20 protein-coding genes, 1 tRNA gene and 1 pseudogene are annotated in these 25510 nt (G+C 74.7%); 7 read left to right on the plus strand and 15 right to left on the minus strand.

All coding sequences use genetic code 11. The features are described 5' to 3' along the window. Positions 1-3351 (plus strand): hypothetical protein (locus IE219_RS25885; RefSeq protein ID WP_189981735.1); only part of this gene is annotated, 3351 nt, incomplete at its 5' end. 76 nt (positions 3352-3427) lie between these two features. Here the strand turns inward: IE219_RS25885 and IE219_RS25890 are convergent. From IE219_RS25890 to IE219_RS25930, 9 genes and pseudogenes are all read right to left on the minus strand, one after another. Further along, complete coding sequence (locus IE219_RS25890) at positions 3428-5080, minus strand: long-chain fatty acid--CoA ligase (RefSeq protein WP_189981737.1); 1653 nt, start codon at positions 5078-5080, stop codon at positions 3428-3430. A 300-nt stretch (positions 5081-5380) separates the two neighbouring features. Further along, positions 5381-5992, minus strand: a complete 612-nt coding sequence (locus IE219_RS25895; RefSeq protein WP_189981739.1) for a SigE family RNA polymerase sigma factor — start codon at positions 5990-5992, stop codon at positions 5381-5383. 214 nt (positions 5993-6206) lie between these two features. Further along, complete coding sequence (locus IE219_RS25900; protein ID WP_189981741.1) at positions 6207-7373, minus strand: lipid-transfer protein; 1167 nt, start codon at positions 7371-7373, stop codon at positions 6207-6209. Then, complete coding sequence (locus IE219_RS25905; RefSeq protein WP_189981743.1) at positions 7370-7780, minus strand: MaoC family dehydratase; 411 nt, start codon at positions 7778-7780, stop codon at positions 7370-7372. Before IE219_RS25905 ends, IE219_RS25900 begins: the two co-directional genes overlap by 4 nt. After that, complete coding sequence (locus IE219_RS25910; RefSeq protein ID WP_189981745.1) at positions 7777-8901, minus strand: acyl-CoA dehydrogenase family protein; 1125 nt, start codon at positions 8899-8901, stop codon at positions 7777-7779. The genes IE219_RS25905 and IE219_RS25910 overlap by 4 nt, the downstream gene beginning before the upstream one ends. Before the next feature lies 1 nt (position 8902). Continuing rightward, on the minus strand, positions 8903-9847 hold the full coding sequence (locus tag IE219_RS25915; protein WP_189981747.1) for a bifunctional MaoC family dehydratase N-terminal/OB-fold nucleic acid binding domain-containing protein: 945 nt from the start codon (positions 9845-9847) through the stop codon (positions 8903-8905). After that, positions 9844-11010 carry an acyl-CoA dehydrogenase family protein gene (locus IE219_RS25920; RefSeq protein ID WP_189981749.1) on the minus strand — a complete coding sequence of 389 codons (1167 nt, stop codon included), beginning with the start codon at positions 11008-11010 and terminating at the stop codon, positions 9844-9846. The genes IE219_RS25915 and IE219_RS25920 overlap by 4 nt, the downstream gene beginning before the upstream one ends. 275 nt (positions 11011-11285) lie before the next feature. Beyond that, a complete protein-coding gene (locus tag IE219_RS25925) occupies positions 11286-11591 on the minus strand; it encodes a hypothetical protein (RefSeq protein WP_189981750.1) in 306 nt (101 codons plus the stop codon). A 740-nt stretch (positions 11592-12331) separates the two neighbouring features. Then, a pseudogene (locus IE219_RS25930) lies at positions 12332-12847 on the minus strand (O-acetyl-ADP-ribose deacetylase); the annotation flags it as partial. Between the two features lie 449 nt (positions 12848-13296). Here IE219_RS25930 and IE219_RS31985 point away from each other — a divergent pair. After that, complete coding sequence (locus IE219_RS31985) at positions 13297-14925, plus strand: hypothetical protein (protein ID WP_229850009.1); 1629 nt, start codon at positions 13297-13299, stop codon at positions 14923-14925. Here IE219_RS31985 and IE219_RS25940 read toward each other — a convergent pair. From IE219_RS25940 to IE219_RS25950, 3 genes are all read right to left on the minus strand, one after another. Then, positions 14922-15299, minus strand: coding sequence for a hypothetical protein (locus IE219_RS25940; RefSeq protein WP_189981953.1), 378 nt, complete (start codon positions 15297-15299; stop codon positions 14922-14924). The genes IE219_RS31985 and IE219_RS25940 overlap by 4 nt on opposite strands. Before the next feature lie 116 nt (positions 15300-15415). After that, positions 15416-15502: transfer RNA gene (locus IE219_RS25945), tRNA-Ser, on the minus strand. A gap of 96 nt (positions 15503-15598) precedes the next feature. Beyond that, positions 15599-16048, minus strand: a complete 450-nt coding sequence (locus IE219_RS25950) for a DoxX family protein (RefSeq protein ID WP_189981754.1) — start codon at positions 16046-16048, stop codon at positions 15599-15601. Positions 16049-16248: 200 nt separating this feature from the next. Here IE219_RS25950 and IE219_RS25955 point away from each other — a divergent pair, with 200 nt between their 5' ends. Together IE219_RS25955 and IE219_RS25960 are read left to right on the plus strand one after the other, a co-directional pair. Next, the gene (locus IE219_RS25955) at positions 16249-17466 is read left to right on the plus strand and encodes an amidohydrolase family protein (protein WP_189981955.1); all 1218 of its coding nucleotides are present in this window, start codon (positions 16249-16251) and stop codon (positions 17464-17466) included. Between the two features lie 254 nt (positions 17467-17720). Then, entirely contained in the window at positions 17721-18587 is an 867-nt protein-coding gene (locus IE219_RS25960; protein ID WP_189981756.1) for an MHYT domain-containing protein, read from the plus strand. A 190-nt stretch (positions 18588-18777) separates the two neighbouring features. Here IE219_RS25960 and IE219_RS25965 read toward each other — a convergent pair whose 3' ends face one another. Beyond that, positions 18778-20319, minus strand: coding sequence for a S1C family serine protease (locus tag IE219_RS25965; RefSeq protein WP_189981758.1), 1542 nt, complete (start codon positions 20317-20319; stop codon positions 18778-18780). Between the two features lie 320 nt (positions 20320-20639). On the opposite strand from IE219_RS25965, the gene IE219_RS25970 reads away from it, so the two are divergent. The 3 genes from IE219_RS25970 (at position 20640) to IE219_RS25980 (ending at position 23417) form a co-directional block, all read left to right on the plus strand. Continuing rightward, positions 20640-21479, plus strand: coding sequence for a glycerophosphodiester phosphodiesterase (locus IE219_RS25970; RefSeq protein WP_189981760.1), 840 nt, complete (start codon positions 20640-20642; stop codon positions 21477-21479). 164 nt (positions 21480-21643) lie between these two features. Then, positions 21644-22162, plus strand: a complete 519-nt coding sequence (locus IE219_RS25975; RefSeq protein ID WP_373298886.1) for an ATP-binding protein — start codon at positions 21644-21646, stop codon at positions 22160-22162. A 277-nt stretch (positions 22163-22439) separates the two neighbouring features. After that, positions 22440-23417, plus strand: a complete 978-nt coding sequence (locus tag IE219_RS25980; RefSeq protein WP_189981764.1) for a DUF5926 family protein — start codon at positions 22440-22442, stop codon at positions 23415-23417. 218 nt (positions 23418-23635) lie between these two features. Here the strand turns inward: IE219_RS25980 and IE219_RS25985 are convergent, their stop codons facing one another. Together IE219_RS25985 and IE219_RS25990 are read right to left on the minus strand one after the other, a co-directional pair. Then, positions 23636-24235 (minus strand): hypothetical protein, encoded by a 600-nt coding sequence (locus IE219_RS25985; protein ID WP_229850010.1) that lies wholly within the window; start codon positions 24233-24235, stop codon positions 23636-23638. A 138-nt stretch (positions 24236-24373) separates the two neighbouring features. Then, positions 24374-25216, minus strand: coding sequence for a bifunctional DNA primase/polymerase (locus tag IE219_RS25990; protein ID WP_229850011.1), 843 nt, complete (start codon positions 25214-25216; stop codon positions 24374-24376). Between the last annotated feature and the right edge of the window lie 294 nt (positions 25217-25510).

The raw sequence follows: 25510 nt of genomic DNA on the forward strand, positions 1-25510 counted from the left end.
GACCAGCTCGTCGGCGCCGTCATGACCTTCACCGACCGCCGCCCCCACGAACAACTCGTCGAGAAACACACCACCGAACTCGCCGACCGCGCCGAGCGCCACGCCGCCGAACGCGAGGCGCAGGCCGACAGGTACGCCGCCCTCGCCGCCCGCCACGCCCAGCTCACCGCCGTCCTCACCGACTCGCTGCGCGGGCCGCTGGAGGAGCTGCGGGGCGAGCTGGGTTCGCTCGCGGCCGACGACGGCGTGCAGCTGTGGCCGGAGGCCAACCAGGTCCTGCACCACCTGGTCGCCGGATACGCCCGGATGACCGCGCTCGTCGACAACGTCCTCGGCTACCAGCGGCTGGACGCGGGCCAGGAGAAGCTGGACAAGGTGGTCGCGCGGCTCGACGGGATCGTGACCGGCGGCATCGACGCGGCCGTGGAGCTGATCGGCCCCGGCCGGGCGCAGTTCGCCGTGCACGCGCCGCCGATCGAGGCGGAGATCGACGTGGAGCGGCTGACGACCGCGCTCGCCCACCTCGTCGCGGACGTCGCCGGGGTGGACGCCACCGGCAAGACGCGGGCCTCTGCGCAGGGCTCCGCCGCGCCCGCCGATTCGACGATCGTGGTCGCGGCGGCCCAGCGCGGCGAGGTCGTCCGCATCGAGGTCCGCGGTCCGTACGCGGGCGGCGACCCGGTGCACGGGCCCATCGTGCGCGGCATCGTGGCGGCGCACGGCGGTGTCGTGCAGACCCACGAGGTGCCGGGGACGAGCGGCGGCGCGTACGTCCTGGAGGTGCCGATCGGCGCGGGCCGGGGCACCGTCCCCTCCACCGACCTCGAAACGGTGCCGGAGCGGGGCGCCGAGCGGGCGGACGCGCCCGGGGCCGCGGCGGAGCCGAAGCCCGCCGCCGGTGCGCCGGGGGCGGCCGTGGCCGCGCTTCCCGCGCAGGCGTCCGGGGGCGAGAGCTCCGGCGGCGCTCCCGGTTCCGGTCGGCGGCGGGCCCGGCGCGGTTCCACGGACGCCTTCCTGGAGAGCCCGGTCGCCCCGGAGGAGGGCCCCGGCGCCGTGGCGGTGTCCACGGGCGGCGGGCGCCGCCGGGCGCGCGTCGCGGAGGAGACCGCCGGTTCCGCCGAGCTGATCCCCGCCCAGCAGACCACGGGCGTCGAGCCCACCGGCCGCCGCCGGGGCCGTCCGGCGGAGGGCGCCGTGGTGACGGCCGCCGAGGGGGCCCAGGAGCGGGCCGCGCTCGGTGCCGCCGTGCCGCCGCAGGGCGTCGCCGTCGAGCCGACCGGGGCCCCGGCCCCGGCCTCGGACCAGAACCCGGCCCAGAACCCGGGCCAGGCTGCGCACCAGACCCCGGGCCAGAACCCGGGCCAGGCGTCGAACCAGACCCCGGACCAGGCTCCGGGCCAGGCGTCGAACCAGACCCAGGCGCCGGTCCCGGCGCCCGCGAAGCCCCGGATCCCGGCTCCGGCCCCCGCCCCGGCGCTGCCCGCGGCTGCGACCGGAGCGCCGGTGGCGCAGACCGGGATGCCCGTGGCTCCGGCCGGACTGCCGACGGCGCAGACCGGAGCACCCGCGCCCCAGGCCGGGATGCCGGTGGCACAGACCGGAACCCCCGCGGCCCAGGCCGGGATGCCGGTGGCGCAGGCCGGGACCCCTGCGGCCCCCGCCGGAATGCCCGTGCCTCCGGCCGGGATGCCCGTGCCGAGCGGGGTGCCCCTGCCCAGTGGTGTGCCTGCACCCGGTGGTGCGCCCATGCCCGGTGGCGCCTCCATGCCCAGCGATGCGCCCGTGCCCAGCGGCATGCCCGTGCCCGGCAATGCCTCCATGCCCAGCGATGCGCCCGTGCCGAGCGGCATGCCCGTGCCCGGTGGTGCGCCCGTGCCCAGTGGTGCCCCCGTGCCCGGTGGTGCGCCCGCGGCCGTGTTGCCCGCCGTTGTCGAGACGGACGGGGAGCGGCCGCCGAGCGGGCGGCGCAGGCGGGCGCTCGCCGCCGCGCAGGAGCGGGCCGCCGCGGCCGAGGCCGGGCCCCGGACGCCGTTCGCGCTGCCGCCGGCCGAGGTGGATCGGGAAGAGGGGGAGAGCGGGGCGGGGCCTGGGGGGGAGGGCTCGGCCGGGGGCGTGACGGTGACCGGCGCGGAGCCCGTAACGAAGAACGACATGGTGCGGGCGGGCGGTCACGAGGCCGTGCGGGACGTGCCCGCCGGGCACACGCCGCCGCAGCCGCACCCGCTTCCGGCGGCCGGGGCGAACGGCACCGGGTCCGTTCCGCTGCCGCCCGAGCTGCCGATGCCGAAGGACGCCACGCAGGGGCGGGCGTTCAGCGTGCGCACCCTGGGGCAGGGCGTGCCGTTCGCCCCGCCCGCGCCCGCGCCGGCTCCGTCGGGCGGTTCCGGGCGCCGTCGCAGGCTGGCGACGCCGCCGGAGGCCGATCCGCCGGCCGCCGCGCCCGCGCCCGCTTCCGTCCCCCTGCCCGCGCCCGTGCCGGTGCCCGCGCCGTCCGAGGGGCGGGGCCGCGCCTACGCCATAGGGGCGCCCGCCGAGGGCTCCGCGGAGGGGCCCGAGCCGCTGGACGGCCCCGGGGGCGCGGTCGAGGTCGTCAACCGGCCCGCCCCGCTGCCCGTCGACGACGAACTGCCCCCGGAGCCGCTCGACAACCCGCGCCGGCTGCTCGTCTGGCCCGCGCCGGACGTCGCCACCCAGCAGGCGCTGAGCGACCGCGGCTACCGGCCGGTGATCGTGCACTCCCGCGAGGAGGTCGACGCGCAGATCGCCGCCTTCCCGGCCGCGCTCTTCGTCGACCCGCTGACCGGGCCCATCACCCGCACCGCCCTCCAGTCGCTGCGCACGGCCGCCGTCGCCGCCGAGGTGCCGGTGCTGCTCGCGGCCGGGCTGGGGCAGGCGGGCCGGGACGAGGCGTACGGCGCCGATCCCGCCGTCCTGCTCAAGGCGCTCGCGCCGCGCGACAGCGAGCAGCACCCCTCCCGGGTGCTGGTCATCGAGGAGAACGAGCACATCGCGGACGCCCTCTCCGCCGCCCTGGAGCGGCGCGGGATGCGGGTGGCGCGGGCCGCGACGGACACCGAGGCGGTCGCCCTGGCCGGGGAGACCCGGCCGAACCTGGTGGTCATGGACCTCATGCAGGTGCGCCGCCGCCGGGCCGGGATCATCGACTGGCTGCGGGCGAACGGGCAGCTCAACCGCACCCCGCTCGTCGTCTACACCTCGCTCGGGCTCGACGCGGACCGGCTGCCGGAGCTGTCCTCCGGCGAGACCGTCCTCTTCCTCGCCGAGCGCTCCAACAGCGACGAGGTGCAGGCGCGGATCGTGGACCTGCTCGCGAAGATCGGGACCAACTGAGAAGGGGCCGGAAACCGACCGCGAGGGGGCGGGGGCCGTTTCCGGCCTCCGCCCCCCTTCCTCGCGCGGGTGCGGGTCAGAGCCGGGTGACGTCCAGCCCGCCCTCCGCGTACTGCTTGCGGATAACCTTCTTGTCGAACTTGCCGACGCTGGTCTTCGGGACCGCCGACACGATCGCCCAGCGCTCCGGAAGCTGCCACTTGGCGATGCCTCCCTCGGTGGCGAGGAACTCCCGCAGGGTCGCGTAGTCGGCCTCGGCGCCCTCCTTGAGGACGACGGTGGCGAGCGGGCGCTCGCCCCACTTCTCGTCCGGGACGGCGACGACGGCGGCCTCGGCGACGGCCGGGTGGGCCATGAGCGCGTTCTCCAGTTCGACGCTGGAGATCCACTCGCCGCCGGACTTGATGACGTCCTTGGCGCGGTCGGTGAGGGTGAGGTAGCCGTCGGGGCTGATCACGCCGACGTCGCCGGTCTTCAGCCAGCCGTCCTCGCTGAACTTGTCCTCGGGGCGGATCGGGTCGCCGCCGGTGCCGCCGAAGTAGGCGCCCGCGATCCAGGTGCCGCGCACCTCCAGTTCGCCGGCGGACTCGCCGTCCCAGGGCAGGTGCTCGCCGCCGGGGCCGACGAGCCGGCCCTCCACGCCGGCGGGGAAACGTCCCTGCGTGACGCGGTACGGCCACTCCTCCTCGGCGCTCAGCCCGGCCGGCGGGTGCGCCATCGTGCCCAGCGGGGAGGTCTCGGTCATGCCCCAGGCGTGGACGAGCCGGACGCCGAGGCGGTCGTACGCGGCCATCAGGGAGGGCGGGCAGGCCGCGCCGCCGATGGTCACGTTCTTCATGGAGGAGAGGTCGCGCGGGTGCGCGGTGACCTCGGCCAGCAGGCCCTGCCAGATGGTGGGGACGGCGGCGGCGTGGGTCGGCTTCTCGCGCTCGATCATCTCGGCGAGCGGGGCGGGCTGGAGGAAGCGGTCCGGCATGAGCATGTTGATGCCGGTCATGAAGGTGGCGTGCGGCAGGCCCCAGGCGTTCACGTGGAACTGCGGGACGACCACCAAGGTGGTGTCCTGGTCGGTCAGGCCCATCGACTCGGCCATGTTCACCTGCATGGAGTGCAGGTAGATGGACCGGTGGGAGTAGACGACGCCCTTCGGGTCGCCGGTGGTGCCGGAGGTGTAGCACATGGCGGCGGCCGTGCGCTCGTCCAGCTCGGGCCAGGCGTAGGCGGTCGGGCGGCCCGCGATCAGCTCCTCGTAGTCGTGGACGCGCGGCGCGGCGCCGTCCAGGACGGAGCGGTCGCCGGGGCCGGAGACGACGACGTGCTCGACCGTCGGCAGGTGCGGCAGGAGCGGGGCGAGGAGGGGGAGGAGGGAGCCGTTGACGAGGACGACGCGGTCGGCGGCGTGGCCGACGATCCAGGCCAGCTGCTCGGGGGGAAGGCGCAGGTTGAGGGTGTGCAGGACGGCGCCCATGGAGGGCAGCGCGAAGTACGCCTCCACGTGCTCGGCGTTGTTCCACATGAGAGTGGCCACCGGCTCGCCCTGCCGGACGCCCAGGTCCTCGGCCAGGGCGTGGGCCAGCCGGGCGGCCCGGTCCCCGATCTCGGCGAAGGTGCGGCGCTGCGGCTCCGGCTCGCCCGTCCAGGTGGTCACGGTGGACGCGCCGTGGACCCGGCGGCCGTGCTCCAGGATGCGGCTGATGGTGAGCTGTACGTCCTGCATGGTGCTGTACACGGGGCGTCCTCCCGGTGGGCGCTACGTGGCAGTAGGGATGTGGAGATTCTGCGCACGTACCACGCGGTATGTCACTACCCGGGAGTACGGAAATTGCCAGTGTTCACTGGCGGAGACGGGGGATGCGCCCAGCGCTACGGTCGGGCGGGGGGTGCGGAACGGCCTCGGGACGACCCCGGAGCGGGCCGGTGGGGGCCGCCGATGGGGGGCCGGTGGAGGTCGGTGGGGGGGGCCGGTGGAGGTCGGTGGGGGGGGCCGGTGGAGGTCGGTGGGGGGGGCCGGTGGGCCTCCTCCGGTCGCTCAGACCGTGACGTCCGCCGTCAGTTCCGGGTCCTCGCGGAGCCGGCCCAGGGCCCGGGAGACCGCGCTCTTGACCGTGCCGACCGACACCCCGAGCACCTCGGCCGTCTGGGCCTCGCTGAGATCCTCGTAGTACCGCAGCACGACCATCTGCCGCTGCCGCTCGGGCAGCTTCATCACGGCCCGCCACATGGCGTCGTGCAGCACCTGGCGCTCGGCCGGGTCCGGCGCGGCCGGTCCGGAGGGCTCCGGCAGCTCGTCGCAGGCGAACTCGTCCACCTTGCGCTTGCGCCACTGCGAGGTGCGCGTGTTCACCAGCGCCCGGCGCACGTACCCGTCCAGGGCACGGTGGTCCTCGATGCGCTCCCAGGCCACGAAGGTCTTGGTGAGCGCGGTCTGGAGCAGGTCCTCGGCGTCGCTGGGGTTGGCGGTCAGGGAGCGCGCGGTGCGCAGCAGCAGCGGACCCCTGGCCCGGACGAACGAGGAGAACGAGGGGTACGCGAACGGGCTCTGGCCCTGGCGCGGGGAGGTGCGCGGGGCCGTGCGCTCTACGGGCCGGACGGCGGGCGTCGAGGCGCCGGCGCAGACGGGGCCGGTGGGTCGCGGAGTCATGCCTCCACGCTAGGAGCGGAGGCCCCCCGGAGGGATCGCCCCCAGGTCCCGACCCCGGGTCCCCCTCAAGTCGGACGGGTCGGGACAGCCCCACCTCCTCTGGGTGGAGCCGCCGTCGGACCAGGGTCAGGGTCGCCGGGCGGAACCCTTTCCTCCGGGCGGCCGTCCGCCGACCGGGCGCCTGCCGGGTGCCCGTCCGCCGTACGCCCCCGGGTCAGTCGTCCGTGCCCAGGACGAGGCCCGAGGTGGGGACGCCCGTGCCGGCGGTGACGAGGGCGCGGGCCGCCCCCGGCACCTGGTTGACCGAGGTCCCCCGCAGTTGCCGGACCGCCTCCGCGATGCCGTTCATCCCGTGCAGGTACGCCTCGCCGAGCTGCCCGCCGTGGGTGTTGAGCGGCAGCGCGTCCGCCGCGACGAAGTCCCCGCCCTCCCCCGGCCCGCAGAAGCCGAACTCCTCCAGCTGCATGAGCACGAACGGGGTGAAGTGGTCGTAGAGGATGCCGACGTCGATGTCGGCGGGGCGCAGTCCCGAGGTCCGCCACAGCTGCCGGGCCACCACCCCCATCTCCGGCAGTCCGGCGAGCCCGTCCCGGTAGAAGCTGGTCATGGCCTCCTGCCTGCGGCCCGCGCCCTGGGCGGCGGCGAGCACGACGGCGGGCGGGTGGCGCAGGTCGCGGGCGCGCTCGGGGGTGGTGACGACGATCGCCTGGCCGCCGTCGGTCTCCTGGCAGCAGTCGAGGAGCCGGAGCGGCTGTGCGATCCAGCGGGAGGCGGCGTGGTCGGCGAGGGTGATCGGCTTGCCGTGGAAGTACGCGGCGGGGTTGTTCGCCGCGTGGCGGCGGTCGGTGACCGCGACGTGCCCGAAGACCTCCGGGGTGAGCTCGTACTCGTACAGGTACCGCTGGGCGGCCATGGCGACCCAGGAGGCGGGGGTGAGCAGTCCGAAGGGCAGCTGCCAGCCGAGCGCGGCGCCCTCGGCGGAGGGCTCGCGGTGCTGCACCCCGGAGCCGAAGCGGCGGCCGGAGCGCTCGTTGAAGGCCCGGTAGCAGACGACGACCTCCGCGACCCCGGCGGCGACGGCGAGCGCCGCCTGCTGGACGGTGGCGCAGGCGGCGCCGCCGCCGTAGTGGACGCGGGAGAAGAAGGAGAGTTCGCCGATGCCGGCCGCCTGGGCGACGGTGATCTCCGGGTTGGTGTCCATGGTGAAGGTGACGAGGCCGTCCACGTCCCCGGGGGCGAGCCCGGCGTCGTCGAGGGCGGCGCGCACCGCCTCGACGGCGAGGGAGAGTTCGCTGCGGCCGGAGTCCTTGGAGAACGCGGTCGCGCCGATGCCGGCGACGGCGGCCCGGCCGCCGAGCAGGTCGGGGTGGCGCAGGCTCATCGGGGCACCTCCACGGTGGCCGTGCCGGTGACGTGGTGGCCCAGGCCGTTGGCCCCGGCGATCCGGACCCGGGCGGTGGCGGTGCCGTCCGGCCCCTCGGCCACCTCCACGACCGTGCCGGTCAGCGTCATGGTGTCGCCGGGGTGGTTGGGGGCGCCGAGCCGGATCGTGAGGGCGCGGAGCACCGAGCGCGGGCCGAAGTGGTCGGTGACGTACCGGCCGACCAGCCCGTTCGTGGTCAGGATGTTCATGAAGACGTCCGGGGAGCCCTTCTCCCTGGCCGCCTCGGCGTCGTGGTGCACGTCCTGGTAGTCGCGGGAGGCGACGGCCCCGGCGACGATCAGGGTGCGGGTGACCGCGATCTCCAGCGGGGGCAGTGCGTCCCCGGCCTGCGGCAGCGCCTTCACCGGCTCTCTCCCTCGGGGGTCGGGTCCGGGTCCGGTCCTGGGCTCGCTTCCGGGCCCGCTCCCGGTTCCGCTTCCGCGAGCAGGTCGCCGAGTGCGGCGAGGAGCGCGGTGCCGCCGCCCAGGTAGGCGTCGAGCTGCCGGCCCCACAGGAAGTGGCGGTGGACGGGGTGGTCGAGGTCGGCGCCCATGCCGCCGTGCAGGTGCTGTCCGCTGTGCACGACCCGCTTGCCCGCCTCGGACGCCCACCAGGCCGCCGTCAGCGCCGCCGCCGCGCCGGGGCGGCCGGTGTCGGCGCGCCAGGCCGCCTCGTAGGCGGTGACGCGGATGGCCTCGGTGTCCATGTAGGCGTCGGCGGCGCGCAGTTGGACCGCCTGGCGGGTGGCGAGCGGGCGGCCGAACTGCTCCCGTACGGAGGTGTACGCGACGGCCCGCGCCAGCGAACCGGCGCAGACCCCGGCCTGGAGCCCCGCGAAGGCCGTCCGGGCGACGGCGAGCACGTCCTCGTACGCCTCCGGTGCCCGCCCGAGCCGTTCGGCGGGGGTGTCGTCGAGGACCAGCCGCCCGGCCGACCAGGGCGCGGTCAGCTCGACGGGCTCGACCCCGGCGTCCTCGGTCCGCACCAGCCACAGCACGCGCTCCGCGTCCGGCACGAGCACGTGGGTGGCGTCCCGCAGCCACGGCACCCAGCCCACCCCGCCGGTGAGCCGACCGCGCCCGGGGTCCCCCGCACCGGTCGCGATGACCGTACCGGTCGCGGTCACCGCCCCGGTCGCCGGGAAGGCGCCGGTCGCCACGGCCGTCCCCTCGCGCAGTCCGGGCAGGAGCCGGTCCCGCTGCTCGGCGGTGCCGTGCCGGGCGACGGCGAGGAGCCCGTACGCCCCGGTCGCGGCGAGCGGGACCTGCGCGGTCACCCGGCCCTGCTCCTCCAGGAGCAGGACGAGGCCCAGCAGCCCGATCTCCTCGACGGCGGCGGGCAGTCCGGCCGCGCACAACGCCTTCCACAGTTCGGCGTCCGTGCCGCTCCCGGCGGCGGCGAGCCGCTCGTGGGTGGCGAGGTCGCCGAGGATCCGGGCGGCCAGCTCCCGCGCGGCCTCCTGCTCCTCGGTGGGCGTGAAGTCCATGTCAGCGCTCCCCTTCCGACGCCCGGAAGACGGGCAGTTCCAGTTCCTCGTCGACCCGCTGGAACTCCAGCCGCACCGGCATCCCGATCCGCACCTCGTCGTACGGCACCCCGACGACGTTGCTGATCATCCGGACGCCCTCGGCCAGCTCGATCAGCCCGACCGCGTACGGCGGATCGAAGGCGGGGAACGGCGGATGGTGCATGACGACGTACGAGTGCACGGTCCCCCCGCCGCCCGCCTCGACGGTGTCCCACTCCGGCGACCCGCACGCGGCGCACCCCGGCAGCCAGGGGAAGCGGAGGGCGCCGCAGGCCGTACAGCGCTGGATGAGCAGCCGGTGCTCGGCGACGCCCTCCCAGAAACCGGCGTTGTCCCGGTTGACCACCGGCCGGGGCCGCCGGGGCGCCGCCTTCGGGGGCTCCGGGGGGCCGGGGGCCGTTCCGCGGGCGGCGGGGGCGTACTTGAGGATGCGGAAGCGGTGGGTGCCGGCGAGTTCCCCGCCGGTCCGCACGTCGGTGCGGGTGGTCACGAAGTGGCCGGTGCCCAGCCTGGTCGTCTTGCGCGGCGAGACCGACTCGACGACCGTGTCGAAGGTGATCGTGTCGCCGGGGCGGAGCGGGCGCAGGTACTCCTGCTCGCAGTCGGTGGCGACCACCGAGGTGTACCCGGCGCCGTCGAGGAGGCCGAGGAGTTCCCCGTACGCCTCCGACCGGTCGGCGTGCCCGGAGAGGCCGCCCATCGTCCACGCCTGGAGCATCGCGGGCGGCGCGACCGCGTCCGGCCCCCGGTACGCGGGGTGGGCGTCGCCCATCGCCTCGCACCAGTGCCGGATCATCGGCAGGTTCACCGGGTCCTTGCCGCGCCCGGCGGTGGCGGCGGGCTTCCCCTCGTACGCGCGCAGGCGCGCGTGGAAGCCGTCCTCGTCCTCCGGCCCCGCCGTCATCGCCGTCCCCTTCCGCTCATGCCGAGGCGGGCGCGGGCGACGATCTCCCGCTGCACCTCGCTGACCCCGCCGCCGAAGGTGTTGATCTGGGCGGCGCGGTTCATCCGCTCCAGCTCGCCGCCGTCGACCGCGCCCGGCGATCCCGCCCGTACGGTCCCCGCATCGCCCGCGATCTCCTGGCAGATCCGGTACACCTCGACCGCCGACTCGGTGCCCGCGAACTTCACCCCGCTGGCGTCGCCGGGGCTCAGCCGGCCGGCCCCGACCTCGCCCACCAACCGCCAGTTGAGGAGACGGGTCGCCGCCAGCCGGGCGTGCGCCTCGGCGGCCCGGACGCGCACCCAGGGCTCGTCGATCCGGCGGGCGCCGGTCGCCGGATCGGGGGTGCGGGCGCGGTCCAGCGCGGCGGCGAAGAAGTCCTCGGCCTGCATGCCGATCGCGGCCAGCGCGACCCGCTCGTGGTTGAGCTGGTTGGTGATGAGCCCCCAGCCGCCGTGCTCCTCGCCGACGAGGTTCCCGGCCGGGACGCGCACGCCGTCGTAGTAGGTGGCGGTGGTGGTGAGGCCGCCGACGGTCTCGATCGGGGTCCAGGAGAAGCCCGGGGCGTCGGTGGGCACGAGGACGATGGAGATGCCCCGGTGCGGGGGCGCCCCGGGGTCGGTGCGGCAGGCCAGCCAGATCCAGTCGGCGTTCTGCGCGTTCGAGGTGAAGACCTTCTGCCCGTCGACGACCCAGGAGTCGCCGTCGCGGACGGCCCGGGTCCGCAGCGAGGCCAGGTCGGTGCCCGCCTCGGGCTCGCTGTAGCCGATGGCGAAGACGGTCTCGCCGCGCAGGATGCCGGGCAGCAGGGCGGCCTTCTGCTCCTCGGTGCCGTACCGCATGAGGGTGGGGCCGACGGTGTTGAGGGTGACCATCGAGACGGGGGCGCCGGCCCGGTACGCCTCGTCGAAGAAGACGAACTGCTCGTCGGGGCCGCGCCCCTGCCCGCCGTACTCCTCCGGCCAGCCGAGGCCGAGGAGGCCGTCGGCGCCGATCCTCCGGAGCAGCCGGCGCTGGGCCGGGCCGTCGCCGGACGGGGGCGGCCCGTCGGGCATCGTCTCGCGGAAGTACGCGCGGAGTTCGGCGCGCAGCCGGAGCTGCCGCTCGGTCGGGGCGAGGTGCACGGGACGGCCTCCCGAGGGGGACGATGGAGGTTTCTGACTGTCCGTCAGATACCTCCGTCGTGTCAAGGCGCACCCGGGAAACGGACCGGCGGGCCGGGGGCGGTCGGAGGATGCCACGGGAGAACACGGCGGCGGCCCGGGGGCGGTCGGAGGGTGCCACGGGAGAACACGGCGGCGGCCCGCGCGCCGGTACCGAAGTACCGCCGCACGGGCCGCCGTTCACCTCGTGGTCACGCCCCCTCGGACCGCCCCCTCGGGCCGGTCCCCCGGGGTCGTCACCACCACGGGAGGAAGTTGACGGTGTTGTTCGCCTGGGAGATGTGGGTGAAGGCGGAGCCGTTCACGCTGGCCGTGTTGTTCTGGTTGGAGGCACCGGAACCGGTCGCCACCTGCTGTGTGGTGGTCGCGTTGCCGTTGTTGCTGCCGCCCACGCCGCTGCCGATGATCGTGGCGACGCTCGTGTTCGATCCGTCGTCCGCGAAGCCGCCGTTGTCGGCCTGGGCCACGCCGCCGAAGAGGGCGGCGGCGAGCGGCAGGGCGGCGGCGAAGGCAACGATGCGGGCGGTACGGATGCTTGCCATGTCTGTTCCTCCGGGAACTGAAGACTGAGTGCTACGCAGGGTGCTGCGAAGGAAAAACCGGGACTCGCCCGTTGTACGAAAGCCGTGAACCACGGCCCTGACCAAGGAGGTCGGCCCTCCGCCCCGGTCGTTCTCTGCTCGACGTCGCGACACCAGAATTGCCCACCGAATCCCCGGCGAACCACACCGGACGGTCCGATTCCCCCTCAAGCGTGAGGACAAGCCGATAAACCCCTCACCACCGAGAACTCCCAGTTCGGGGGCGGGACGGCGGGCCCGGAGACCCCGGAACCGGTACGCCGCAAGAGAGGAAGCGTTCCGCCACCCCCTCCGGAAAAACGGACCACGGGAACGCGCGAGCCCCGCACGGTCCCGAACGGAAGAGGAGGGAGAGGAAAAGGCTTTCGAGCGGGGTGCCGCGAAAAGCCTCCGCTCGCACCCGCCGATCACGAGAAGGGCTCCGCCTTTCCGGCGCCCGCGCGCCAGGGGAGCCCTTCTGTTCGGCCGCGTCACCGACCTCTTCGGCCCGCGCCCGCGCGGGGGGGGCGCCCGGTCGAGCCGGACGTGTAGATGACGCTTCGGCCCGCGCCCGCGCGCGAGGGGAGCGGCTACGCCTTCCCCGCGTCGCCCCCGTCGGCCTCACCGGTCTCGCCGACCTCCCCGGCCTCGCCGGTCTTCCCCGCGCCCTCCGCGCCGTTCGCGTCCTTCGCCGCGCCGTCCGCGACGGCCGCCGCGTCCTCCGCGACGGCCGCCGCGAAGGAGGCGTACGCGGTCGTGTCGAAGAGGACGAAGCGAACCTCCTCGACCGCCGTGCCCGCCGCCTCCGCCTCCCGCACCGCACGGACCGCGATCCGCGCACCGTCGTCGAGCGGCCAGCCGTAGACGCCCGTGGAGACGGCCGGGAAGGCGACCGTACGGTCCCCCAACTCGTCGGCCACCCGGAGCGATTCGCGGTAGCAGGAGGCCAGCAGCCCGGACCGGTCCTCGTCCGCCGACCAGACCGGCCCCACGGTGTGGATCACGTGCCGCGCCGGCAGCCGCCCGGCCGTGGTCGCGACCGCGCGCCCGGTGGCCAGCCCCTTGCCGTAGTGGGAGCGGCGCAGCTCCCGGCAGGCGGCGAGGATCTCCGGGCCGCCCTTCCGGTGGATGGCGCCGTCCACCCCGCCGCCGCCGAGCAGGGAGGAGTTCGCGGCGTTGACCACGGCGTCCGCCGCCTGGGCGGTGATGTCCCCCCGCACGAGCACGATCCTGACCACGAAACCCTCCACGCCGTCGCGTACGGCGCCTTCCGGCGCCCGAGCCGGTGCCCCGGCACTCCGGAGCTCCCGCATCGTCGCGGAAGCCCACCGGCGAAGGACACCGCTTTTACCACTCCACCGGCCCGCGAAACCCCTCCCGGGACCCGAAACGGCCCGCGCCCGGGGCAATGCATACCTACGGGCCGTCACGGAGGACGCGGTGTCACACGTACGAGTGGGTGTTCCGGCCCCTGCGGGACGCCCCCGCGGCTCCCCGCCCCGGCCCCGGCGCCCGTGCCCCACCGCCCCGGTGGGAGAGGCGAAATGGCCGGTCCGGCGGCTTCTTTCGCCCCGCAAGCGAAAGGAGATATGCGCGTGTCTAAGCCCCACACCTCCGCCTAAATTATTGAGAATGTCACCTACTGCCCCAGTTGAAACCCAGAAGTTCCATCGTCTAGGAGCGTGGCATGCAGACTCGCAGGTGGCTCCCCGACCAGCCCACCCTCATCGGCCGCCACGACTGGCCGGACGAGATGGACGAGGGAACCCATCTGCGGCTGCGGGCCGGCGCCCTGGTCGTGCTCGACCGGCGCGCGTGGCGGGTCCTGGAGATCACCGGATACCCCGGCGAGCGCTGGCCCGAGGCGTACGAGAAGGCGTGGCGCGACCACGTCGAACTCTGGTGGCACGCCAACGAACTGCGGCGCTTCAACAACCAGCCGGTCAAGCCGGCCTCCGACCGCACCGACTTCTACAAGCGGCCGGTGGTCCTGGTCCTCCGCGACGAGAACCTGCCCCGCTCCGCGCCGAAGCACTGGTGCGCGCCCGCCAGTCAGGACTGGCAGGTCCTGCCCGAGCACTACGCGGTCTGCCGGGCCTGCGGCGAACTCCCGCCCTGCCACCACGGCGAGTACTCCCCCGAGGGCGGCCCCCGCGTCCCCGAGCAGAGCGGCGGCATCCCGCTGCTCGTGCCGGAGGGCTGCTGCATGGGCTGCGCCGAGCAGATCAAGCCGCGCATGCGGACCGTCCGCTTCCCCGGGCCGAACCTCTGGTACCCGGACCTGGGCGAGGACACGGCGGTCTTCCACGCCCGCGCCACCTGCGAGGACCAGGTCGCGCACTACCGCGCGCAGTGGCAGAGCGAGTACCCGCAGCCGGCCGCGCACCCCGGCACCCCGGCCTTCCCCGGCTTCGACCACCTCTTCCTCCCCCGAGCCCGCCACACCCACGAGGCCCCCCAGCCCCTCCAGTCCCCGCAGTCCCCGCAGCCTCTCCTGGCTCCCCAGACTCCGCAGGCCCCTCATCCCTTCCAGGCGCCCCAGTCTCCGCAGGCCCTCCAGGCGCCCCAGACTCCGTCCCTCCGGACCCAGCAGCCTTCACAGACCCTCCAGGCCCCTCAATCCCCCCAGCCCCTCCAGTCCCCGCAAGCCCTCCTGGCTCCTCTGGCTCCTCCGGCCCCGCAGCCCTCGCAGGCCCCCCTGATCCCCCAGGCCCCGCAGGCCCCGGAGACCCCGATGGCGTACGGCCACCTCACGGTCCCCCCGCACCCCCAGCCCCACATCCCGTCCCACACACCCGCCCACGCGTCGGCCCACGTTCCGTCGCCCTCCCCGGCCCACGCCCAGGGCCCGACGGCGCCGCACCCGCAAGAGGACCCGCAGGCCACCGCCCCCTTCCCCTCGGCGGCCTTCCCCCAGCCCACCCCGCCCCGGCCCTCCTTCGCACCGCCCTCCTTCGAGGAACACCGCCCGGACCCCACCGAGCAGTACCCCTTCCCGGCCCCTTCTTCCGCCCCGTCCGCATCCCCGGAGACCGATCCCGCATCGGCCTTCCCGACGACCTCCCCCACAGCCACGGACACGGCCACGGCGACAGCCACGGCCGCCGCCACCGCCGCGTCCTCCCTGGCGGAGTCGTTCGGGGACGCGGCACCGGCGGTCCGGGCCGCGGAGGAGCTGAGCCGCTCGCTCACCTCCCCGCCGGCCTTCCACAACGCCGAGCAGGCGGCCCGGGTGATCGAGGAACTCACGGCGGCGGTCCGGAACATCGCCCTCTGCCTGAACAGCCCCCAGGCCCGCAGCCACCCCCACGCCTAGGCGTCCCCGGCCACCACGACCTGGTACTCGTCCTCGTAGAGGACCCGGCCGGGGTCCGAGGACTCGCGGCGGCGGCACACGACACCATGGGCGGCCAGGAGTTCCAGGTAACCGTCGACGCGCGCGATGAGTTCGTGTGCGGAGGTCTTGAACCAGGCGACGGCCCCAGGATGCTCCCGGGGGTCGTAGACACTCGGGTCGACGTGGGTCGGGTTGGGGTAACGGGCGTCGTACCAGTCGTTGTTGGCCCGCCAGAAGCGGTACTGCTCCTCGGTCAACCGCCCCTGCGCGGCCAGCTCGTTGGCGAGCACGAACACCCCGGGAAAGTGCCCCCGCTCATGCCGCACCACCCCTTCGAACCGCACATACGCCACCCGCTCCGCCCCCACACCCACCCCTCCCTCTCGCCCTCCCCGGGACCGTACGACGAAGGGGTGCCCCTGATCCGGGACACCCCTTCCGGCCGGTGCGCACGCGCCCTGGCCCACTGCGGTGGGTGTGGGATTTGAACCCACGGAGACATCGCTGCCTCGACGGTTTTCAAGACCGTTCCCTTAGGCCGCTCGGGCAACCCACCCACGCCCCGCCGCACCCGGCACGGAGCGGCTACAGCCTACCGGCTGCCCGCACACCCCGTGCCGGGCCGGGCCGCCGGGCGGGTGGGGCGCCGGGGTCACGGGAAGAGGCCCAGAGCCGCGTCCAGCGACCACGTCTGCCAGGACAGGGTGAAGAAGCCGACGGACGAGATCAGCGCCATCATGAGGTTCTGGCCCTGCTCGCCCCAGTCGTGGATCATCAGGACCAGGTAGATCAGGTTGAGGGCCAGGCCGGCGAGCAGGGCGATCGGTGTCAGGAAGCCGAGGACCAGGCCGAGGCCGAGGGCGAGCTCCGCGTGGGCGACGAGGTGGGCCATCAGCCGGGGGCGGGGCTTCACCACGAGGTCGAAGCCCCGGCGCACGACGTCCCAGCGGTGTTCGGCCGCCACGCCCGCCGCCCAGCGGATGCCGCCGCCCGCGAACCAGTCCTTCTTGTCCTTGTGCCGCCAGCTCTCCAGCCACCACAGGCCGAGTCCGATCCGGAGGACGGCTGTCCACTGGGCTCCGTCGAGCCAGAGCGTTTCCATCGGGCTCCTTCCGACACCGATTCTGACGATGCGTCAGTTCAGCGGATCGGCGCTCATCTGACAAGAGGTGCCGTCGCCGCGTCAGCCTTGCCGCTTGCGGGGGTTCGCCATAACCTCCAACTGACGGATCGTCAGATTCTTGCCGGGAGACCGGCGAACGGCAGGGGGTAAGCGACGTGGCCACCGACGACAGCGGCACCATGGATCTCCCGAAGGTGATCAGCGTGGACGATCACGTGATCGAACCCGCCCACCTCTTCGAGACCTGGCTGCCGCGCAAGTACCGCGACCGGGGACCGAAACCCTTCACCGCCGGCATCGGGGAGCTGGAGTACGTCGGCGGCAAGTACCGCTTCACGACCGACCCCGAGGGCCAGCTCACCGACTGGTGGCGGTACGAGGACGGGATCTTCCCGTACAAGCGGATCATCGCCGCGGTCGGGTTCTCCCGGGACGAGATGACGCTGGACGGGATCACCCGGGAGCAGATGCGGCGGGGGTGCTGGGACCCGAAGGCGCGGCTCGCCGACATGGACATGAACCACGTGGAGGCCAGCCTGTGCTTCCCGACGTTCCCGCGCTTCTGCGGCCAGACGTTCGCGGAGGCCCGGGACAAGGAGGTCGCCCTGGCGTGCGTGCGCGCGTACAACGACTGGATGGTGGAGGAGTGGTGCGGTGACAGCGGCGGCCGGCTGATCCCGCTCTGCCTGATCCCCCTGTGGGACGTCGAACTGGCCGTGGCGGAGATCCGGCGCAACGCCGCGCGCGGGGTGCGGGCGGTGACGTTCTCGGAGATCCCGACCTACCTGGGACTGCCGTCGATCCACTCCGGGTACTGGGACCCGTTCTTCGCCGCCTGCGAGGAGACGGGGACGGTGGTGAACATGCACATCGGGTCGAGCAGCCAGATGCCCGCGGCGTCGCCGGACGCGCCGCCCGCGGTGCAGGCGGCGCTGAGCTTCAACAATGCGATGGCCTCGATGATGGACTTCCTGTTCAGCGGGGTCCTGGTGAAGTTCCCGAGGCTGAAGCTGGCGTACAGCGAGGGCCAGATGGGGTGGATCCCGTACGCCCTGGAGCGCGCGGACGACGTGTGGGAGGAGCACCGGGCCTGGGGCGGGGTCCGCGACCTGATCCCCGAGCCCCCGTCCCTGTACTACTACCGGCAGATCTTCTGCTGCTTCTTCCGCGACAAGCACGGCATCGAGGCCATCGAGACCGTCGGCGTCGACAACGCCACCTTCGAGACCGACTACCCCCACGTCGACTCGACCTGGCCGCACACCAGGCAGGTCGCGGCGGACCACGTCGCCGGACTCCCCGACGAGGTCGTCTACAAGCTGCTGCGGGGCAACGCCATCCGCATGCTCGACCTCCCCTTCGACCGGGGCCGCGTCCCCGCACCGGGCACCCGCTGACCGACACCCGCCGGCCGCCGACCACCGACCGGCACCCGGCACCCGCGGCCCGGCGGCCGTACCGACCACGGCGGCCGCCGGACCGCTCCGGAGGGGGCGGGACGGCGGGGATGATCTTGTGGTGGTTCGCGGTGATGGGTGGCGGAGCGCCCGGTGGATCCGGAGTGCCCCGGGTGCCTGAAGATCATCCGAATGGCCGGGTTAGAGTCCGCTCACGGCATTCCGCTTCCGCGAGAAGAACTGAGGGACACACGGTGCAGGGCACGATCGACGGTTTCAGCTACGGGATGGTCACGCCCCTCGTGGGCTACGTGATGGCATGCCTGGGCAGTGCGCTGGGGCTGCGCTGCACCGTGCGTTCGCTCGTGACCGGCCGGACCCGGAAGCCCGGGTGGCTGGCGCTCGGGGCCGCGTCCATCGGGTGCGGCATCTGGACCATGCACTTCATCGCGATGCTCGGCTTCCAGGTGCGCGAGGCGACCATCTCGTACGACATGACGCTGACCTTCCTCAGCCTGCTCGTCGCCGTGGTCGTCGTCGGCGCCGGCGTCTTCACCGTCGGCTACCGCGGCGCCGGCCCGGTCCCGCTGGGCGCCGCCGGCCTCTTCACCGGCCTCGGCGTCGCCGGCATGCACTACCTGGGCATGGCCGCGATGCGGATGAACGGCACCATGACGTACGCGCCCGGCACCGTCGCCCTCTCCATCCTCATCGCCGTCGTCGCCGCGACCGCCGCCCTCTGGGCCGCCGTCTCCGTCCGCGGCTTCGGCGCCAGCCTCGGCGCGAGCGTCATCATGGGCATCGCCGTGACCGGCATGCACTACACGGGCATGGCCGCCGTCGGCGTGCAGGTCGACCACAGCGCCCACGCGGTCTCCACCTCCGCCGCCACCACCATCTTCGACGTGCTGCCGCTGCTGGTCGGACCGCTCGTCTTCCTGGTGCTCGCCGCCGCCATCGTGATGTTCGACCCCATGCTCATCATGGGCGACGAGGAGACCACCGCCCGCCCCGTCCAGCGCATCGACATCGGCGACATCCAGGCCACCCTCAACGCCGACAACAACTGGGGCGCCCCCTCCGCGACCGGCTACCCGGGGCAGGAGCAGCCGCGCCGCTAGGTCCTGTCCGGCGGATCTTCGCGGGACACGGCCTAGGCCGGACGCGGGCGGTGCCCGCACCACGCGCGGAAGAGCGGCGCCGGGGTCTCTCCTCCCCGGCGCCGTTCCCCTTTTTCCACCCCCACGCGCGCGTACCGGCGAAACCGCGTGTCCCACCACCGCGAGGTCCGCCCGTACGCGCGCGCGTGCCTCAGCTGTCGCCGGTGCGCTCGCCGAGGACGACCGTGGTCGTCGTCGCCTTGCCGCCGCGCTCGTAGGTGAGCTTCACCGAGTCGCCCGGCTTGTGGGTCCAGATCTCGCTGATGAGCGTCGGGCCGCTGTCGATCACGTGGTCGCCGAAGGTCGTGATCACGTCGCCGGGCTTGAGGCCCGCCTTGGCCGCCGGGCCGTTCGGCGTCACCGGGTCGCTGCCGCCCGCGCCCTGCTCGGCGATCCGCGCGCCCTTGCCCTCCTCGTTCATGTTCACGGTCGCGCCGATCACCGGGTAGACCGGCTTGCCGGTCTTGATCAACTGCTCGGCCACCGCCTTCGCCTGGTTGACCGGAATCGCGAAGCCGAGGCCGATCGAGCCCGCCTGCGACTGGCCGAAACCGCTGCCGCCGGTGGACTGGATCGCCGAGTTGATGCCGATGACCGCGCCGCCCGCGTCGAGCAGCGGGCCGCCCGAGTTGCCCGGGTTGATCGACGCGTCCGTCTGGAGGGCGCTCATGTACGAGTTGCTGCGGCCGCCGTCACCGGAGGCCACCGGGCGGTTCTTGGCGCTGATGATGCCGGTCGTGACCGTGTTGGACAGCCCGAAGGGGGCGCCGATCGCGATCGTCGAGTCGCCGACCGCCACCCGGTCCGAGTTCCCCAGGGGCAGCGGCTTCAGGCCCTTGGGGGCCTCCTTCAGCTTGATCACGGCCACGTCGTAGCCCTCGGCCCGGCCGACGACCTCCGCGTCGTACGTCCTGCCGTCCGAGAAGGTCGCGGAGAGCGTGCCGCCGTCCGCCGCCGAGGCCACCACGTGGTTGTTGGTGACGATGTGGCCCTCCTGGTCGTAGACGAAACCGGTGCCGGTCCCGCCCTCGCCCTGGGCACCGCCGGACTTCGCCTGGATGGTGACCACGCTCGGCAGCGCCTGCGCCGCGACCGCCGCGACCGTGCCGGGCTCCCGCTTGAAGGAGGCCGGGGCCTCGGACGAGGAGACCGTCGTCGAACCGTTCCGGCCGACGTCCTCGCGCTGGGCCGCCCAGTAGCCGACGCCGCCGCCGATGCCACCCGCGACCAGCGCCGCCACCAGGACCGCCGCCACCAGGCCGCCGTTGCGCCTGCGCGGGGCCGCCGGGGGCTGCGCGGGGGCCGGCTCGCCCCACACCGGCACGGCCGGCGGCGCGGGCGGCCACCCGGCGCCCGCGGCGGCGGGCGCCGGAGCGGGGGCGTGGGCCGGAGCGGGGGCGGGCGCCGGGACGGGAGCGGGAGCGGGCGCGTACGCGGGGGCCGGCTGCGCCGCTTCGGGAGCGGGCGCCGGGGCCTGCGCCGCCTCCGGGGCGGGAGTCGGCGCGTGGGTCGGCGCGGACGCCGGGACCGGGGGTACGGGCGGGGCCGCGGGCTGCTCCTGGGGCGCGGGCGCCTGGGACGCGGGCGCCGCCGGCGGCTGGGCGGGGGGCGCGGCGGGCACCGGAGGCGCGGCGGGGGCGGACGGGGCAGTCGGGTCCGCCGGAACCTCGGTGCCCTCGTTCTCGGTGCTCACAGCTCGCTCTCCTCGTCGTTCACTGCTCGTGGGCCACTGCTCGTCGTGCGCCGACCGGTGTCGCGCGCCGGTCGCCGCCGTGCGCTGATCAGCGTCTCGTACCGATCACCGCCGTGCGTTCATCATCGTCCACCGCCTCGGGAGCGGGGTCGTCCCCCGTCCCCTCCGGCGCTCGCTCCAGGGTGCTGTGCCCAGCCTTTCCCACCCGGCGTCAGACGGCGGTAAGGCGGAGCTGTGCATCTGCCCTCCATCCTTTATAACCGGACAGAACGGGCAGGTTTCGGGTGCCGGGGCGCCCCCGCCAATGGCACCATGACGCGGTGACCCACGCACGGCAGCACCCGCATCGTGTCCCCGTCCAGGTCGTCGCCCACCGCGGGGCCTCCGAGGACGCCCCCGAACACACCCTGGCCGCCTACGTGAAGGCCATCGAGGACGGCGCCGACGCCCTGGAGTGCGACGTCCGGCTGACGGCCGACGGGCACCTCGTCTGCGTCCACGACCGCCGCGTCGACCGGACCTCCAACGGCCGGGGCGCCGTCTCCACCCTCGAACTCGCCGACCTGGCCGCGCTCGACTTCGGCGCCCGGCGCGAGTTCGCGGAGCGCGAGAACTCCGGCGAGCCCGGCGAGAGCCCCGACTGGAGCGATCCCGGCTACACCTCGGTCCTCACCCTGGAACGGCTCCTGGAGCTGGTCGCCGACGCCGGCCGCCGGGTCGAGCTGGCCATCGAGACCAAGCACCCCACCCGCTGGGCGGGCCAGGTCGAGGAGCGGCTGCTCGCGCTCCTGAAGCGTTTCGGCCTGCACGCGCCCGTGGCGGCCGAGGAGTCCCCCGTACGGATCATGAGCTTCTCGGCCCGCTCCCTCCAGCGGGTCTCCGCCGCCGCCCCGACCCTGCCGACGGTCTCGCTGACCCAGTTCGTCACCCCGCGCCTGCGCGACGGGCGCCTCCCCGCGGGCGCGCGCGTGGCGGGGCCGTCCATCCGGATCGTCCGGAACCACCCGGCCGTCATCCTGCGGCTCCAGAAGGCCGGCCACCAGGTGCACGTCTGGACGGTGGACGCCCCCGAGGACGTCGAGCTCTGCCTGCGGCTCGGGGTCGACGCGATCATCACCAACCGCCCCAAGCAGGTCCTCGCGCACCTCGGGCGCTCCTGAGCCACACCGCCGGGGCCCGGCGGGAGCCGTCAGGGGGGTGCACACCGGCGCATTCGGCGCGTACGCGATCGTCACTTGTGCTCCACCCCACCCGGAACAGGCGGTTTCCGGTCGTGTCAGCCGGGGCATCCACACCGTGGCGTGGGGCGAAGGAGGTCTCGGGGGTGGCGTTGGTGGTGGCACAGAAGGTGCCCGCGTCGTCGAGCATGGCCGTACCCCATGGCCCTGCGGGCGTGGGGGAAGCGCGACACCGGATGCGGGACGAGCTGTACCGCGGCGGGGTGTCGGAATCGGTCGTCGACGACGCGGTGCTGATCCTGTCGGAACTCCTCAGCAACGCCTGCCGGCACGGCAGGCCGCTGGGACGGGGCGACCGGGGCGAGGGCGACGTGCTGGCGGCCTGGCGGCTCGATCCGTCGGGCGGTCTGACCGTGGAGGTGACGGACGGCGGCGGTCCGACCAGACCCGTCCCGTCCACCCCCTCGGTCACGGCGCGCGGCGGTCGCGGGCTCACGATCATCGGCGCCCTGGCCCAGGACTGGGGCGTACGGGACAGCGCGACGGGCGAGGTCACGGTCTGGGCGGTCGTCACCGCGGGCCACCGGCGCGAGGACTTCGCGGCCCGGGTCGGCACCGGCGGCTCCGGCCTCGACCTCCTCGACGCGTACGACGACCTCGACTGACCCCTTCCGGACGGCCCGGTCCGGCCCGGGACCCGTACCGCCCCGGCTCCGGTCCGAGCCCCGGCGGTACGGCCCCGGGCGGCGGAGTCCCGGACGGTGCGGGCCCGGGTGGTCGGGCCCCGGGCGGCGCGGGATCACGCGGCGCGGGCGCGGACCGCGCGGGCTCGGGTGGGGCCGTCGCGCCATCGGGTGGTCCGGGCACGGCTGGGCTCCCGGGGACGCCCGGGCGACTAGGCTCGCGCCCGACACAGCACCGCGATCGGGAGAAAGCCACACCATGGCCAAGAAGCGCCCCCAGACGAAGGCTGCCAAGAGCGGCCAGGCACAGGTCACGAACGGGGAGATCCCGGTCGTCGGCGCGCGCGAGCCGTGCCCGTGCGGCTCGGGCCGCCGCTACAAGGCGTGTCACGGCCGCGCCGCCGCGCAGGCCGCGACCGAGCACGTCCAGCGCCCCTTCGAGGGCCTGCCCGGCGAGTGCGACCTGGTCGCGCTGCGCGAGCTGGTGCCCGCCGCCACCGTGCCGCTCACCCTCAAGGCCGGGCTGCCCGAGGGCGTGCCGTCGGTGACGCTCGCGACCGTCCTGCCGATGGCCTGGCCGGCGCTCCGCCGCGACGACGGCTCCGTGCTGCTCGCCCTCCAGAACGACGGCACCTCCGGCGACCTCGCCCGCGACCTCGCCGACACCCTCCAGCGCGCGCTGGAGACCGAGCCCGGCAACCCGGTGCCGCCGCGCCGCGTCGAGCCCGAGGGCCCGCGCCTCCAGGACCTGCTGGACGCGGACGCGCCGTTCGCGCCCGAGGTCCACACCGGCTTCGAGTTCTGGATCCCGAAGTCGGCGGACGGCGCCGACCCCGAGGTGGCCGCCTCCCTGGAGCGGGCCAACGCCGCCGCGATCCCGACCGTCAAGCTGGACTCGGTCGACGCCGCCTACTGGTGCGAGACCCCGGAGAAGAACCACCTGCGCTGGGTCATGCCGCACCCGGAGGAGAAGCTCCTCGACGCGCTCGCCCGCCTCCAGGCCGCCGACGCCACCTCGCTCGGCGAGGACACCCGGCTGGTCGGCTCCTTCCGCGCCCACGGTCTGATGGTCCCGGTGTGGGACCTGCCGTCGGCGATGACGGCCGAGGAGTGCGAGAAGCCCGCCGCCGAGTTCGCCGGCCGGCTCGTCGAGGCCCTCGCCCAGGACACCCCGCTGACCGCCGAGGAGCGCCGGGTGCGCGGCGGCCTCACGAACCGTCAGGTCACTCTCAGCTGATACCCCAGGTGGTATCCGTGACTGACAGACCGACCAGTCGGTGACTTCCGCCACAGCGGAACCTACGGAGCGGTAATTCCCTGTCCGAATAACCGAGATCGAATTTGCGAACAGCAGATCTCTTGTTACCGTTCTGGAAGCCCGGTCGCTGGTGCATCCCCCGTCGCCAGCGACCGGGCGTTTCCATGCCCGCCCCGCCGTCGCGCCGGGGCCGCTCCTCAACTCGCTTCGTCGTCGGCCGTGTTGCTGCCCGACCGGAGCAGCAGCGCCGCCCCGCCGCCTCCGTCCGTCCGGGCGAACTCCGCCACCGCCGCGTGCGCGCGGGCCGCCCCCGCCCCCGGCTCCCTCGGCGTCTCGCAGGTGCCCGGCTCGTCCCCGGCGAAGCCCGCGCAGCGCACCTGGACGGTCCGCCCGCCGGGCGCCAGGAGGGTCAGAATCGCGTCGATCGGCCGGCCGGTGGCATTGCGGTAGTACGTCCGCGCCCAGACGTCCGGCCCCTCGGCCAGGACGCAGGTCTGCGCCTCGACCCCCTCGGGGGAGGCGAGTTCGGGCCCGCACCGGGCGACCCGCTCGTACGCCCCCTCCCCGGCGTCCTCCCCGGACCCGGGCCGTACCGCCGCCCGAGTCGGCCCGGGAGCGGCGGAGTTGACTCCGGTACGGGCCTCCGGACCGGCCCCGCCGGGCAGCCGCTCGGCCTTCCCGGCGAACGGGACCAGGACGGCGAGGACGACGACGGCGCCGAACCCGGCCGCGCGGAGCCCCGCGGGACCCGCCCGGCCCACCGCGCCCAGCCGCCCCGTACGACCCGTGCGACCCACCTGTCCACCTGCTCCGCGCGAGGAACGATCACCGACGGTGGGCCGAACCTACCGGCGCCGGAGGAACGCCCGGCGGGCCGTGCGCCCGATTCCCGTACGCGTCGGCCCCGGCCGCACCCGTCCGGGCGAACGGGCGCGTCAGTACGCCAGCCTGCTCCCGCCGCCCGGAGTGGCGGTGCTCGCCTCGACCAGGGCGTCCACCACCGCCTCCACGTCCGGGAGCCACGGCCGGGCGGAGCCCGCGAGCGGGGCGCGCTCCCAGCGGACCTGACCGGCGCCGGTGGCGGACGGCGGCAGCAACAGATAGCCGCCCTCTCCATGGAAGCGCAGCGAACTGGGCACGCCATCCTTCGCGTACAGCAGCTCGCCGAGCCGTTCGAGGTCGTACGGGGCGACCAGGATCGACCAGCGGGTCGGGGTCGCCACCACCGGGCCGAGCCGCATGCCCCGCGCGTCCAGGGCCCGCAGGGCGCGGGCCCCGGCGAGCGCCGGGAGGCTCACCGCGCACGGCGCGCCGCCGCCGGTGGCCAGCACGACCGGGGCGTCCGGGCGCCGGGTCCACCACCAGCGGATCATCCGCTCGTCGGTGGTGGCGGCGAGGAGGCCGGGGTCGAAGGGGTGGGCGCCGGGGACCACGCAGTCGGCGTCGGGGCAGGCGCACACCGGCCCACCGCGCGCGACACCCGGAGCCCCACCCGTACCGGCGGACGTACCGGAACCGGCACGCGTACCGGCCTCCGCTCCGTCCGTTCTGCCGAGGCGCCGGGCGCGGCCGCCCAGCCGGGCCGCCGTGCCGACGAGACGGGCCGCCGCGCCCGCGGGCCCGGAGGTCTTCGCCGCGGGGCCGGCCGCTTCGAGGCCCACGCCCGGCACCACCGGCCAGCCCCACTCGACCGCGAAGGAGACCGCCGCGTCCTGCCGTGCGCTCCTCGCCCCGCGCCGGGACCGGAGCCTGCGTCGCCTTCCGAGGATCTCGCGCATGAGCGCTCGTTCCTTTCCGTTGAACGCCGAATCCACATCACACCTCGTGCGGATCTCTTCACCGTGCGTATCAGCGCGTACAGCGTCGGCGGTGCGCGGTCCCGCTCGGGGGCGGAACCGGCCGGGACGGGGCCGGGTCACAGTCGGGTCGAAACCGGTTCGGAACACATCCCCGCCACACGGGGACGGGTCGCGGCCCGCGGCACGTGCGACGCCGGGGTCCCGCTTCTCGGTCCGGGGGCGCGTACAACTGCCCCTGCCTGTCACCGATTACGTACCCCGCACGCTCAGGAT

The sequence above is a fragment of the Streptomyces termitum genome (assembly GCF_014650175.1).
Lineage (GTDB): Bacteria > Actinomycetota > Actinomycetes > Streptomycetales > Streptomycetaceae > Streptomyces > Streptomyces termitum.